This window comes from Streptomyces sp. NPDC057900, assembly GCF_042887885.1.
Lineage (GTDB): Bacteria > Actinomycetota > Actinomycetes > Streptomycetales > Streptomycetaceae > Streptomyces.
Genome location: NZ_JBHVOI010000013.1, coordinates 17018 through 31258 on the forward strand (window position 1 = coordinate 17018; position 14241 = coordinate 31258).

Here is a 14241-nt window from a genome sequence, read left to right on the forward strand (position 1 = left end):
CGGAGCACCGGAGGCACCGCCGGGGCGGCGGGCCGTTGACAGGCCGGGGCCCCGCTGCGATCTTGACCCTTCGGCACCGGCACGGGGGAGGACCCGCCATGGACGACGCGGCACCTGCGTACGAGGACGGACCGCCCGGCCCGCTCGTGGGCCCGGACTGGCTCGCCGCCCGGCTCGGCCGGCCCGGACTGCGGGTCTTCGACGCCTCGGTCGGCGCCCACCGGGAAACCCCTGTACGGATCCCCGGAGCCCGCTCCTTCGACCTCGACGGCGCCCTGTCGGAGCCCGGTGGACCGCTGCCGCACACCATGCCCGGCGCGGCCCGGTTCACCGAGGAGATGCGCGCGCTGGGCCTCCGTGACGGCGACACGGTCGTGGTCTACGACGCGGTGGGCCTCTACTCCGCCGCACGGGCCTGGTGGATGCTCCGGGCGATGGGCCTGGACCGGGTCGCGGTGCTCGACGGCGGGCTGCCCGGCTGGACGGCCGCCGGACTGCCGATCCGGGAGGGCGCCCCCGACGGCATCCCCGCGCGCGGGGACTTCACAGCGAGGCCGCGCCCCGGAATGTTCGTGGACGCCGACGAGGTGGCGGCCGCGCTCACCGATCCGGCGGCCGTGGTGTTCGACGCCCGGTCCAGGGAGCGCTTCGGCGGCACGGCGCCGGAACCACGGCCGGGGCTGCGCGGCGGCCATATGCCCGGGGCGGTGAACCTGCCCTTCACCGAGGTCCAGCACGAGGGCCGGATGCGCCCGGCGGCCGAGCTGCGGGCCCTGTTCGACGCGCTCGCTCCGGGCCGGGACCGGCTGCTGTTCAGCTGCGGTTCCGGCGTGACCGCCTGTGTGCCCGCGCTGGCCGCCGCCCTGGCCGGCCGCGGGGCGGCCGCGGTCTACGACGGCTCCTGGAGCGAATGGGGACTGCCCTCGGGGAACCGTCCGGTCGTCACGGGCGGCTGAACGGGACCGGGTGCGGCGAGCCCACGCGGGGCCCGCCGCTGCCCGGACCGTCAGCCCACGTACGCCCCGCTCGCGGTCAGCCGCAGTGCCGTGTCGATCAGCGGCACGTGGCTGAAGGCCTGCGGGAAGTTCCCCACCTGGCGCTGCAGCCGGGAGTCCCACTCCTCGGCCAGCAGGCCCAGGTCGTTGCGCAGGGACAGCAGCCGTTCGAAGAGCTGGCGGGCCTCGTCTACCCGGCCGATCATCGCCAGGTCGTCGGCCAGCCAGAACGAGCACGCCAGGAACGCGCCCTCGTCGCCCTCCAGACCGTCCACCCCGGCGTCGCCGCCCGTGGTGGGGTAGCGGAGCACGAAGCCGTCCTCCGTGGACAGCTCCCGCTGGATCGCCTCGATCGTGCCGATGACCCGCTTGTCGTCGGGCGGCAGGAACCCCATCTGGGGGATCAGCAGGAGGGAGGCGTCCAGCTCCTTCGACCCGTACGACTGGGTGAAGGTGTTGCGCTCCTTGTCGTACCCGCGTTCGCAGACGTCGCGGTGGATGTCGTCGCGCAGATCGCGCCACTTCTCCAGCGGCCCCTCCGCGTCCCCGGCCTCGATCAGTTTGATCGTCCGGTCGACCGCCACCCAGGCCATCACCTTGGAGTGCACGAAGTGCCGGCGCGGCCCGCGCACCTCCCAGATGCCCTCGTCCGGCTCCTCCCAGTGCTTCTCCAGGTACTCGATCAGCTTGAGCTGGAGGCCGGTGGCGTAGTCGTTGCGGGTCAGCCCGGTCATGTGCGCGAGGTGCAGTGCCTCCGTGACCTCGCCGTACACGTCCAGCTGGAGCTGGCCCGCGGCGCCGTTGCCGACCCGGACCGGGCCGGACTGCTCGTAACCCGGCAGCCACTCCAGCTCGGCCTCGCCCAGCTCCCGCTCGCCCGCGATCCCGTACATGATCTGCAGGTTCTCCGGGTCGCCCGCGACCGCCCTGAGCAGCCACTCGCGCCAGGCACGGGCCTCCTCGCGGTAGCCGGTGCGCAGCAGCGAGGACAGGGTGATCGCGGCGTCGCGCAGCCAGGTGTAGCGGTAGTCCCAGTTGCGGGAGCCGCCGATGTCCTCGGGCAGCGAGGTGGTGGGCGCGGCGACGATGCCGCCGGTCGGGGCGTAGGTCAGCGCCTTCAGGGTGATCAGCGAGCGGACCACGGCCTCGCGGTAGGGACCGTGGTACGTGCACTGCTCGACCCACTCGCGCCAGAAGTCCGCGGTCGCCTCCAGCGAACCCTCGGGGTCCGGGAGCGCGGGCGGTTCGCGGTGCGAGGGCTGCCAGCTGATGGTGAACGCGATCCGGTCACCGGGGGCGACGGTGAAGTCCGAGTACGTCGTGAGGTTCTCGCCGAAGGTCTCGGCCGTGGTGTCCAGCCAGACCGAGTCGGGGCCCGCGACGGCGACCGTGCGGCCGTCCACCTTGTGCACCCACGGGGTGACCCGCCCGTAGCTGAACCGCATGCGCAGCTCCGAGCGCATCGGCACCCGGCCGCTGACGCCCTCCACGATCCTGATCAGCTGCGGGGCGCCGTCACGCGGCGGCATGAAATCGGTCACCCGGACCGTGCCGCGCGGGGTGTCCCACTCCGATTCCAGGATCAGTGAGTCCCCGCGGTAGCGGCGGCGGTCGGCCGAGGGCGGTTCCTCGCCCTCGGTGCGCGGCCCGAGGCGCCAGAAGCCGTGCTCCTCGGTGCCCAGAAGGCCGGCGAACACGGCGTGTGAATCGAAGCGGGGCAGGCACAGCCAGTCGGCTGTACCGTCCCGGCAGACCAGGGCGGCGGTCTGCATGTCTCCGATGAGTGCGTAATCCTCGATGCGCCCGGCCACGTGCATCTCCAGTCGAACGGCCATGTCGCCCCGTAGGGCGCTTACTGCGGGTCAAGAGGTCGTTGCTAGGGGTTGAGGTGGGGGAATCTGCGCGTCCATACCTCGCCCGGAGCGAGTGTCCGAGCAGGATACGACGCACCTGGGTGATCCGCGCGACGGTCCCGGCAAGAGAGATGAGCCGAACGGGTGGGGCGTGAGGGACCTGCGGGGAACATGTGTGGTGACTGTGCCGGGAGTGGCCGGAAGCAGGCTCCCCTGGTCGCTGATACCCTGGTAGCCCGTGGACCGGTGGTCGTCTGGCAACAGCAGACGAGGCCCCCGAACCGCAGCGACGGCGCCTCCGGAATCTCCGGACGGCAAAGCCGGTACGCACCTCACGATCGCGACCACGGGAGCCCCCTTTGGCTATGCAGCCCACATCCACGACGACCAAGCACATCTTCGTCACCGGGGGTGTCGCCTCTTCCCTCGGCAAGGGTCTGACTGCCTCCAGCCTCGGTGCCCTGCTCAAGGCGCGCGGCCTTCGGGTCACCATGCAGAAGCTCGACCCGTACCTGAACGTCGACCCGGGCACGATGAACCCCTTCCAGCACGGTGAGGTGTTCGTCACCAACGACGGCGCCGAGACCGACCTGGACATCGGACACTACGAGCGCTTCCTCGACGTCGACTTGGACGGCTCCGCCAACGTCACTACAGGCCAGGTGTACTCGCAGGTCATCGCCAAGGAGCGGCGAGGCGAATACCTCGGTGACACCGTGCAGGTCATCCCGCACATCACCAACGAGATCAAGCACCGCATCCGCCGGATGGCCACCGACGACGTGGACGTCGTCATCACCGAGGTCGGCGGCACGGTCGGCGACATCGAGTCGCTGCCGTTCCTGGAGACCGTCCGCCAGGTCCGCCACGAGGTGGGCCGGGACAACGTCTTCGTCGTCCACATCTCGCTGCTGCCCTACATCGGCCCGTCCGGCGAGCTGAAGACCAAGCCGACCCAGCACTCGGTGGCGGCGCTGCGCAACATCGGTATCCAGCCGGACGCGATCGTGCTGCGGGCCGACCGCGAGGTGCCGACCGCGATCAAGCGCAAGATCTCGCTGATGTGCGACGTCGACGAGTCCGCCGTGGTGGCCTGCCCGGACGCCAAGTCGATCTACGACATCCCCAAGGTGCTGCACTCCGAGGGCCTGGACGCCTACGTCGTGCGCAAGCTCGACCTGCCCTTCCGGGACGTCGACTGGACGACCTGGGGGGATCTGCTGGACCGCGTCCACAACCCCGACCACGAGGTCACCGTCGCCCTGGTCGGCAAGTACATCGACCTGCCCGACGCCTACCTCTCGGTCACCGAGGCCATCCGGGCCGGCGGCTTCGCCAACAAGGCCCGCGTCAAGGTCAAGTGGGTCGCCTCCGACGACTGCAAGACCCCGGCGGGCGCCAAGAAGCAGCTCGGTGACGTCGACGCCATCTGCATCCCCGGCGGCTTCGGCGAGCGCGGTGTGATCGGCAAGGTCGGCGCCATCCAGTACGCCCGTGAGAACAAGGTGCCGCTGCTCGGCCTCTGCCTCGGTCTCCAGTGCATCGTGATCGAGGCCGCGCGCAACCTCGCGGAGATCCCCGACGCCAACTCCACCGAGTTCGACGCCGCCACCGCCCACCCCGTCATCTCGACGATGGAGGAGCAGCTCGCGTTCGTCGAGGGCGCGGGCGACCTCGGAGGCACCATGCGGCTCGGCCTCTACCCGGCGAAGCTCGCCGAGGGTTCGCTGGTCCGTGAGGCCTACGACGGCCAGCCGTACGTGGAGGAGCGCCACCGCCACCGCTACGAGGTCAACAACACCTACCGCGCCGAGCTGGAGAAGAAGGCCGGTCTGGTCTTCTCGGGCACCTCCCCGGACAACAAGCTCGTCGAGTACGTCGAGTACCCGCGCGAGGTCCACCCCTACCTGGTCGCCACCCAGGCGCACCCGGAGCTCCGCTCCCGCCCGACCCGCCCGCACCCCCTGTTCGCGGGCCTGGTGAAGGCGGCCGTCGCGCGCAGGACGGGCGGCAAGCCGGAAGCCACGCCGAGCAAGTAACGGCACCCCCGCAGGCGTTACGGTTGACCGGGGTACGCGTCCTTCGAGGACACGTACCCCGGTCACTGTTTTTTGTGGGAGGACGTAGATGGGTTTCCAGGACACGCCCGAGGAATGGCCGGTCACCGCGACCGAGACTCCGTTCCGGGGCAACAAGACCAGCGTCCGCACCGACCAGGTGGTGATGCCCGACGGATCCGTCCACGGCCGCGACTACCAGGTCCACCCGGGTTCGGTCGCCGTGCTCGCGCTCGACGGCGAGGGCCGCGTCCTGGTGCTGCGCCAGTACCGCCACCCGGTGCGCCACAGGCTGTGGGAGATCCCGGCCGGACTGCTCGACGTCCCCGGTGAGAACCCGCTGCACGCCGCGCAGCGCGAGCTGTACGAGGAGGCCTACGTCAAGGCCGAGGACTGGCGGGTGCTGACCGACGTCTACACCACGCCCGGCGGCTGCGACGAAGCCGTACGGATCTTCCTCGCCCGCGACATCTCGGAGGCGGACGGCGAGCGTTTCGAGGTCGCGGAGGAGGAGGCCGACATGGAGCTGGCCCGGGTGCCGCTCCAGGACCTCGTACGCGGTGTGATCGCCGGGGACCTGCACAACAGCTGCCTGGTCGTGGGGGTGCTCTCGCTCGCCGCGGTGCTCGCGGGCGACGGGGTCGAATCGCTGCGGCCCGCGGAGGCGCCCTGGCCCGCCCGGCCGTTCGAGGCCTGACGGACCGACGGGACCGACGGGACCGACGGGGTTTCGAGGCCGTCGGGACCGTCGGGTAACCGGAATGTCCCCCAGTCGGAAAAAACGCTGATCCGATCGGGGGACCCGACCGCCGCGCTCCACCGGATTCGTCCACCCGCCTGAACTACGCTCGGAATGCCCTGACCGGAGTCCCGGCGGGCGACGCGTGCAGCGAAGTGGAGCGTGGCCCGTGACGGATCAGGCGGTGGACACCAGCGACCCGGCCGAGGCAGCGGGGACCGAGGAGCCGGCCACCGTCGAGCCATCCCAATTCTTCGGGCGCGAGCGCGAGTTGAAGGAACTCCGGGCCGACATCGAACGGGCCGGACTGGACACCATGGCCGGCCGCAAGAGCGGCCGGGCCAGGGTCCTGCTGATCGCCGGACGCCCCGGCTCCGGCCGCACCGCGCTGGCCGCCGAGCTCACCCGGCGACTGCTCGGCACCGGCGACTATCCCGACGGCCTGCTCCGCGTCCGGCTCACCGAACCCGGCGGCGCCCCCGTCCCCACCGAACGCGCCGCCCGGGACGTCCTCGGCCAGCTCGGCGTGGCGGGACCGCCCGGCGCCGACGAGGACGAGCTCTCCGAGATGGTCCGCGAGGCCCTCGCCGTGCGCCGGGCCCTGCTGCTGATCGACGACGCGCCGGACGCGGAACAGGTCGACCCGCTGCTCCCGGACAACCCGGACTGCCTGGTCGTGGCCACCGCGCAGGGCCCGCTGACCGGCATCCCCGGCGTCCGGCCCTGCACCGTCGGCGGACTGGAGACGGGCCCCGCCGTCCAGCTGCTGGCCCACACCATCGGGCAGGTCCGCATCACCGTCGACCCCCGGACCGCGGAGACGCTGGCCGAGGAGTGCGGCGGCCAGCCCGCCGCACTGGTCATGGTCGGCGGCTGGCTGGCCGCGCACCCGACGGCGTCGGTGGCCGACGTCACCAAGCAGCTGCGGGAACTCCCGGACGACGCGGAACAGTCCATCGGCGCCCGCCCGCTGGCCCGCGCCTTCCGGCTGATCCACGACTCGGCTCCGCCGACCGCCGCCCGGATACTGCGACTGCTCTCGCTGGCCCCCGCCGGACTCGCCGACGCCCACACCGCGTCGGCGCTGGCCGGCTGCTCCGTCTCGGCCGCCCAGACCACGCTCGACGACTTCGTGCGCCTCGGCGTGCTGCGGAGCGACGAGGCGGGCCGGCCGCAGTACGAGGTGCCCGGCTGCCTGGCCCCGCTGCTGCGGGCGCTGCTGGAGGACCGGGACCGGCCGGCCGAGATCCAGCTCGCGCGGGCGAGGATGCTGGAGCGGACCGTGCGCCTGCTCCAGTCCTGCCGCGCGGTCACCGAACCCGAGGGCTCACCGGCCCGGCGCAGACTCGCCGGGCTGCCGCGCTCCCTGCGCTTCCCCGGCCCGGAGGCCGCCGCCGAATGGCTGCGGATCCGCCGCCCCGCCCTGCTCGCCTCCGCCCGGATCGCCGTGCAGGACGGCGAACTCGACACGCTGGCAAGGCGGTTGGTGGCCGCCTTGGTGCGGGCGCTCGCGGTGCACGAGGGCACGGAGGCGGCCGCGCCCGAGCTGTACGGACTGCACGGTCTGGTACTGGCCGTCGCGGAGCGCCGCGAGCTGCCGCGCGAGCGGGCGGCCGCCCTGCTCAACCTCGCGGACCTGGACGCCGGGACCGGCCGGACCCGGGAGGCGCTGGCCCGCTACCGGGCCGCGCTGGACGCCGGACGGGCCGCGAAGGACCCGTACGCCACCGGGCGCGCGATGGAATCCGTGGGCGGCGCCTATGCGGAGCTGGGCGACTACCACCGGGCCTCCGACTGGTACGGCCGGGCGCTCGCGCAGCGGCTCACCCAGGGCGAGAAGGCCGACGAGGCACGGCTGTACGGCCGCCTGGGCACGGTCCACACCTACGCCGGGCGGTACGGCGAGGCGCTGCGGAACTGGCGGGCCGCGGCGGCCGGCTACCGCAGGCTCGGTGACCTGCCCGCCCAGGCGCGGGCGCTCAGCGAGGTCGCCAGGGTCCAGGAGTACGCGGGCCGTCCGCAGGAGTCGCTGCAGACCTGCCGGGAGGCCGTCCAGTGGGCCCGGCAGGCCAAGGACGTACGGCTGCAGGCCGCCCTTGAGCTGCGGCTGGCCGACACGCTGGACCGGCTCGGTGACCCCGCGGCCGCGGGTCTGCACCGGGGTACAGCCGACAGATTGCTGGGTGAGGAGAGCGCAGCCTACGAAATCCGTAGTGCGGCGACGGAAAATTAATGCTTTGTAAGGCTAGACAGCGGGAAGCCCTTCATTAGACTGGCTCTGCCGCGGGTGTTCGCGGTGTCTCCATTTATGCTGCGTCTATCCGGGTATGTATGGCTATGCCTGGGTGACCCCTCTGAGTCAAGGACCGTGATCGACGTGAAGGTCGGCATCCCCCGCGAAGTCAAGAACAACGAGTTCCGCGTGGCGATCACGCCTGCCGGTGTGCACGAGCTCGTCCGCCACGGCCACCAGGTCGTCGTCGAGCAGAGCGCCGGCGCCGGCTCGTCCATCACGGACGAGGAGTACGTCGCGGCCGGGGCGCGGATACTGCCCACCGCCGACGAGGTCTGGGCCACCGCCGACCTGCTGCTGAAGGTCAAGGAGCCGGTCGCGGAGGAGTACCACCGCCTCCGCAAGGGCCAGACCCTCTTCACCTACCTCCACCTCGCCGCCTCCCGCGCCTGCACGGACGCGCTGCTGGAGTCCGGCACCACCGCCATCGCCTACGAGACGGTCGAGACCGCGAACCGCGCGCTGCCGCTGCTCGCCCCGATGTCCGAGGTCGCGGGCCGGCTGGCCCCGCAGGTCGGCGCGTACCACCTGATGCGCTCGGTCGGCGGCCGCGGTGTGCTGCCCGGCGGCGTCCCGGGTACGGCGGCCGGGCGGGCCGTCATCATCGGCGGCGGCGTCTCCGGCTGGAACGCCACCCAGATCGCCGTCGGCCTCGGCTTCCACGTCACGCTGCTCGACAAGGACATCAACAAGCTCCGCGAGGCCGACCGGATCTTCGGCACCAAGGTGCAGACGGTCGTCTCCAACGCCTTCGAGCTGGAGAAGGCCGTCGTCGAGGCGGACCTGGTCGTCGGCGCCGTACTCATCCCCGGCGCCAAGGCCCCGAAGCTGGTCACCAACGAGCTCGTCGCCAAGATGAAGCCCGGAAGTGTACTTGTCGACATTGCAATTGATCAGGGTGGCTGCTTCGAGGACTCCCACCCGACGACGCACGCCGAGCCGACCTTCATGGTTCACGACTCGGTCTTCTACTGCGTCGCCAACATGCCCGGCGCGGTGCCGAACACCTCCACCTACGCCCTCACCAACGCGACGCTGCCCTACATCGTGGAGCTCGCGAACCGGGGCTGGGCCGAGGCGCTGCGCCGTGACGCCGCACTCGCCAAGGGGCTCAACACCCATGACGGGCAGGTCGTTTACCGTGAGGTGGCGGAGGCGCACGGCCTCGACCACGTCGAACTGAGCACGCTTCTCGGCTGACGGTCAACCCCTCCCGTCAACCTCGCGCACCCGGCCGGACCTTGCCGAGCAAGGTCCGGCCGGACGCATGCCGGGCCCCTGCCGGACCCCGCGCAACTCGCCTCGAACGTAACCCTTTAACCGATTCGTGCACCCGCGAAAAGTACGCCCGGAGGGCTGCGCGCCCTTGACAGCGGGGTGTTCGATTGCCGACACATCGGGCCGGGTCCGGCGGATTGTGTTGCTGCGAACCGGTGACACGCCATAGAGTCGCCAATCGTCGGCATGGTGCCACGCTGACCTATCGATAAGTTTCCTGGTCACGTCCAAGGAGGTAAGACGACTTGTGAATGAGTCGACATTTACTCCCGGGGGTGTTCAACCAGGGATGCCTGCACGGGGCCAGGGCCCGAACGGGCTGGAGGCTGTCGGCTCCGTCGCTGTCCGCACCTTCGCCACCCACCAGCACATGACGACAGCCCCCCAGATGATGGACGGCCTACACGTGAACGCCATGGCCGGCAACGAGAGTGGCCGGGACACCGCCCACTTCGCCGACTTCGACGAGGCGCCCCAGGGGCGCTTCTACGACCCCGACGCCGAGTACGAGCCCGATCCGGAGTACGCGGCCACTCTCGCGCCCGACGCCGCCCGGCAGCGCCGCGAGCGGGTCGGCCCCACCGGCCGGCCCCTGCCGTACTTCCCGATCCCGGGCCCGCTGACCGATCACGGCCCCGCCAAGATCATCGCGATGTGCAACCAGAAGGGCGGCGTCGGCAAGACCACGTCGACCATCAACCTGGGTGCCGCGCTCGCGGAGTACGGGCGGCGGGTCCTGCTCGTCGACTTCGACCCGCAGGGAGCCCTGTCGGTCGGTCTCGGCGTGAACCCGATGGAGCTCGACCTCACCGTGTACAACCTGCTCATGGAGCGGGGCATGGCGGCCGACGAGGTCCTCCTGAAGACCGCCGTGCCCAACATGGACCTGCTGCCGAGCAACATCGACCTGTCGGCCGCCGAGGTCCAGCTGGTCAGCGAAGTGGCCCGGGAATCCACCCTGCAGCGCGCCCTGAAGCCGCTGATGGCCGACTACGACTACATCGTGATCGACTGCCAGCCCTCGCTCGGCCTGCTCACCGTGAACGCCCTGACCGCCGCGCACAAGGTGATAGTGCCGCTCGAATGCGAGTTCTTCGCACTTCGAGGTGTGGCCCTGCTCACCGAGACCATCGAGAAGGTCCAGGAGCGGCTCAACCCGGAACTGGAGCTCGACGGCATCCTCGCCACCATGTACGACTCCCGTACGGTGCACAGCCGCGAGGTCCTCGCGCGCGTCGTCGAGGCCTTCGACGATCACGTCTACCACACGGTCATCGGGCGCACGGTCCGCTTCCCGGAGACCACGGTCGCCGGCGAGCCCATCACCACGTACGCCTCCAACTCGGTCGGTGCCGCCGCCTATCGCCAGCTCGCCAGGGAGGTGCTCGCCCGGTGTCACGCCGAGTGAGTCTGCCGGGGGCCGACGAACTGTTCCGTACCACCGGGGGGATGGGGCTGCAGTCCTCGTCCCCCGCGGAACGACGGCGCAAGGCGAACGGCGAGGCCCCCCGGGTGCCCGCACCGGCCGGCGGCGAGAGCGACTCCGGGGCCGATGCCCCGGCGACGGGCTCAGAGGCCCCGGCCGCCCCCTCCGGCCAGGAGGAGCACTCGGCGGCCAGGGCCGACGCGGGCGATTCGCGCAGCCGTAGCGGCGAGAACGACCGGATGGCGGTGGCCGCACAGGCCGGACGCCGTCAGCAGCCGCCGTCCTCGCAGGAGCCGGTTCCGGCGCCCGTGGTCCAGCAGCAGCGCAGACGCGGTGGCGGGCGCGGCGCGAACCGGCGGCCCAGCGGCCGGGAGCGCCACGACGAGAAGATCACGGTCTACGTCTCCGCCGAGGAGCTGATGGACCTCGAACACGCGCGGCTGGTGCTGCGCGGCGAGCACGGGCTCGCCATCGACCGGGGCAGGATCGTCCGTGAGGCGGTCGCCGTCGTCCTGGCCGACCTGGAGTCCCGGGGCGACGCGAGCATCCTCGTACGGCGGCTGCGCGGCCGCTGACGGGCCCGGCGCCGGTAGCCTGCCCCGGAGGGCGGGCCGCCGTCCGCCCTCCCCGTGTCCCGCCGCACCCTGGATCCCGATGCCCTCACCCGACGAGCCCGCCCGCACCTCCCGCCGCCCACTGGGCCGCGGGCCGGGCGGCGGGCCCGTGCCGGTGCCGGTGCCGGTGCCCGAACCCGATCCGGTGCCCGCGCCCGTCCCCGTACCGGAACCCGTACCGGAGTCTGTACCGGACCCCGATCCGGTGCTCGCGGAAGCGCCCGTCCCGGAGGCCGGTCCCGGGCCCGTCCCGGAGGCCGACGACGGTCGGTTCACCGTGCGGCTGGCGAACTTCGAGGGGCCGTTCGATCTGCTGCTCCAGCTCATCTCCAAGCACAAGCTGGATGTGACAGAGGTCGCCCTGTCCAAGGTCACCGACGAGTTCATGGCCCATATCCGGGCCATGGGTCCTGACTGGGACCTGGACCAGACCACCGAGTTCCTCGTCGTCGCCGCGACCCTCCTGGACCTCAAGGCGGCCCGGCTGCTGCCCACCGCGGAGGTGGAGGACGAAGGGGACCTCGCGCTGCTGGAAGCCAGGGACCTGCTCTTCGCGAGGCTGCTCCAGTACCGCGCGTACAAGCGCATCGCGGAGATCTTCAGCGAGCGGCTCGAATCGGAGGGCCGCCGCTTCCCCCGTACCGTCGGGCTGGAACCGCACCACGCCGAGCTGCTGCCCGACGTGGTGATCAGCATCGGGGCGGAGGGCTTCGCGAAGCTGGCCGTGAAGGCGATGCAGCCCAGGCCCCGGCCCCAGGTCTACGTCGACCACATCCACGCCCCGCTGGTCAGCGTGCGGGAGCAGGCCGGGATCGTGATGGCCCGGCTCCGGGAGGCGGGGGAGATGAGCTTCCGGGAGCTGGCCGGGGACGCCCCGGACACCCTCACCGTCGTCGCCCGGTTCCTGGCGCTGCTGGAGCTCTACCGGGAGAAGGCCGTCGCCCTGGACCAGGACGAGGCGCTGGGGGAGCTGATGGTGCGCTGGGCCGGGGAGCACGGGGCGGAGCCGGTCGTCACGGACGAGTTCGACCAGGAGGCACCGGACATGCGGGACGAGCGGCAGGACGTGAAGGCATGAGTGAGCAGGACGTCACCGGATCGGCCGTCGCGGGCCTCGGTCTCAAGCCCGCCCTGGAGGCCGTGCTGATGGTCGTCGACGAGCCCGCCACGGTGGAGCACCTGGCCAAGGTGCTGGAGCGGCCCCGGCGGGCCGTCGCGGACGCGCTGCGGGAGCTGGCCGACGAGTACACCGCGCAGCGCCGCGGCTTCGATCTGAGACTGGTCGCGGGAGGCTGGCGCTTCTATACCCGCCCGGAGTACGCGGCGGCGGTCGAGGGCTTCGTCCTGGACGGCCAGCACGCCCGTCTCACCCAGGCGGCGCTGGAGACCCTGGCGGTCGTCGCGTACCGGCAGCCGGTGAGCCGTTCCAGGGTCTCCGCGGTGCGCGGCGTGAACTGTGACGGGGTCATGCGGACCCTGCTCCAGAGGGGCCTGGTCGAGGAAGCGGGCGCGGAACCCGAAACAGGTGCGATCCTGTACAGGACGACGAACTACTTTCTGGAGCGAATGGGCCTGCGTGGCCTGGACGAGCTCCCGGAGCTCGCGCCCTTCCTACCGGAGGCGGACGCGATCGAGGCTGAGACGCTAGAGGGTGTGCCGTCGTTCGATCCGGACGCACCGGACACCCCGGATACTCACGCAGACGACAAGACGGAATTTTGATGCGAAGCAGTGGCAGGAACAGCGGAAGCGGCAGCGGCGGCGGCAGGAGCGGCGGCGCCGGCGGAGGCGCGGGCCGGAGCGGCGGCGGCTCCCGGAGCGGCGGCGCGGGCCGGCCCGGCGCCAGGAACAACATGGGCACCGGCCGGAACAGCAACCCCAGCCCCCGGGTCTCCGGCTCCGAGCGCGACGACAAGCAGGAGCAGCGCCCCCGCCGGCCCCGCCCCGAGGAGCGCCGCTACGACGTGGGCAACGACAAGCCGGGCGGCGACGGCGGCACCCGCAAGGGCCGCGGCGCCTCGGCCCGCGGTGGCGCCAAGGGCGGTCCGAAGGCGGCTTCCGGCGGCTCGAAGAGCACCGGCAGGCGCGCCCCGTACGGCGCCCCCGCCCGCCCGCGCGAGCTCGACGCCAAGATCGAGCAGCGCAACCGCGACCGGTACGCCAACAAGCCCGCGATCTCGACGCCCAAGACCCACCCGGGCGCCGAGCAGGAGGGCGAGCGGCTGCAGAAGATCCTCGCCAGGGCCGGCATGGGCTCACGCCGGGCCTGCGAGGAGCTGATCGAGCAGTCCCGCGTCGAGGTGAACGGCGAGATCGTCGTCGAGCAGGGCATGCGCGTCGACGTGCACAAGGACGAGATCAAGGTCGACGGCCTGACGGTCGCCACCCAGTCGCACCTGTTCTTCGCGCTGAACAAGCCGGCCGGTGTCGTCTCCTCCATGGAGGACCCGGACGGCCGCCAGTGCCTCGGCGACTACGTCACCAACCGTGAGACGCGGCTCTTCCACGTCGGCCGGCTGGACACCGAGACCGAGGGCATCATCATGCTCACCAACCACGGCGAGCTGGCCCACCGTCTCACCCACCCCAAGTACGGCGTGAAGAAGACCTACCTGGCCGCCATCCAGGGCCCGCTCCCGCGCGACCTGGGCAAGCGGCTCAAGGACGGCATCCAGCTGGAGGACGGGTACGCCCGCGCCGACCACTTCCGCGTCGTCGAGAACACCGGCAAGAACTACCTGGTCGAGGTGACCCTCCACGAGGGCCGCAAGCACATCGTCCGCCGGATGCTGGCCGAGGCCGGCTTCCCGGTCGAGCGGCTCGTGCGGACGTCGTTCGGCCCGATCCCGCTGGGCGACCAGAAGTCAGGCTGGCTGCGCCGGCTCACCAACACCGAAGTGGGCATGCTGATGCGCGAGGTCGGTCTGTAGACCTCGGCCCCCACCGCGCAAGGCCCGCGGCCGGTTCCCGGATTCCGAATTTCGGA

The 14241-nt window shown here is 71.7% G+C and carries 11 protein-coding genes; 10 read left to right on the forward strand and 1 reads right to left on the reverse strand.

Translation table 11 applies throughout. The features are described from left to right. Positions 1–98: 98 nt before the first annotated feature. Entirely contained in the window at positions 99–956 is an 858-nt protein-coding gene (locus tag ACFVQ0_RS31590; RefSeq protein ID WP_390092622.1) for a sulfurtransferase, read from the forward strand. 50 nt (positions 957–1006) lie between these two features. On the opposite strand, the gene ACFVQ0_RS31595 is transcribed toward ACFVQ0_RS31590, so the two are convergent. After that, entirely contained in the window at positions 1007–2806 is a 1800-nt protein-coding gene (locus ACFVQ0_RS31595; protein WP_390092752.1) for a glycoside hydrolase family 15 protein, read from the reverse strand. 407 nt (positions 2807–3213) lie between these two features. On the opposite strand from ACFVQ0_RS31595, the gene ACFVQ0_RS31600 reads away from it, so the two are divergent. From ACFVQ0_RS31600 to ACFVQ0_RS31640, 9 genes are all read left to right on the forward strand, one after another. Further along, positions 3214–4887: a CTP synthase gene (locus tag ACFVQ0_RS31600; protein WP_390092623.1), complete on the forward strand. Its 1674-nt coding sequence runs from the start codon at positions 3214–3216 to the stop codon at positions 4885–4887. A gap of 88 nt (positions 4888–4975) precedes the next feature. Next, positions 4976–5602: an NUDIX hydrolase gene (locus tag ACFVQ0_RS31605; RefSeq protein ID WP_311306515.1), complete on the forward strand. Its 627-nt coding sequence runs from the start codon at positions 4976–4978 to the stop codon at positions 5600–5602. Between the two features lie 211 nt (positions 5603–5813). After that, positions 5814–7877 carry a tetratricopeptide repeat protein gene (locus ACFVQ0_RS31610; protein WP_390092624.1) on the forward strand — a complete coding sequence of 688 codons (2064 nt, stop codon included), beginning with the start codon at positions 5814–5816 and terminating at the stop codon, positions 7875–7877. Positions 7878–8021: 144 nt separating this feature from the next. Continuing rightward, on the forward strand, positions 8022–9137 hold the full coding sequence (gene ald / locus ACFVQ0_RS31615) for an alanine dehydrogenase (RefSeq protein WP_390092753.1): 1116 nt from the start codon (positions 8022–8024) through the stop codon (positions 9135–9137). A gap of 367 nt (positions 9138–9504) precedes the next feature. After that, entirely contained in the window at positions 9505–10623 is a 1119-nt protein-coding gene (locus tag ACFVQ0_RS31620) for a ParA family protein (RefSeq protein WP_073739286.1), read from the forward strand. Next, a complete protein-coding gene (locus ACFVQ0_RS31625; RefSeq protein WP_390092754.1) occupies positions 10620–11216 on the forward strand; it encodes a hypothetical protein in 597 nt (198 codons plus the stop codon). The genes ACFVQ0_RS31620 and ACFVQ0_RS31625 overlap by 4 nt, the downstream gene beginning before the upstream one ends. Positions 11217–11295: 79 nt before the next feature. Further along, entirely contained in the window at positions 11296–12333 is a 1038-nt protein-coding gene (locus ACFVQ0_RS31630; RefSeq protein WP_390092625.1) for a segregation and condensation protein A, read from the forward strand. Then, positions 12330–12977 carry an SMC-Scp complex subunit ScpB gene (gene scpB, locus ACFVQ0_RS31635; protein WP_390092626.1) on the forward strand — a complete coding sequence of 216 codons (648 nt, stop codon included), beginning with the start codon at positions 12330–12332 and terminating at the stop codon, positions 12975–12977. Before ACFVQ0_RS31630 ends, scpB begins: the two co-directional genes overlap by 4 nt. Continuing rightward, positions 12977–14185, forward strand: coding sequence for a pseudouridine synthase (locus tag ACFVQ0_RS31640; protein ID WP_390092627.1), 1209 nt, complete (start codon positions 12977–12979; stop codon positions 14183–14185). The genes scpB and ACFVQ0_RS31640 overlap by 1 nt, the downstream gene beginning before the upstream one ends. Positions 14186–14241: the final 56 nt, after the last annotated feature.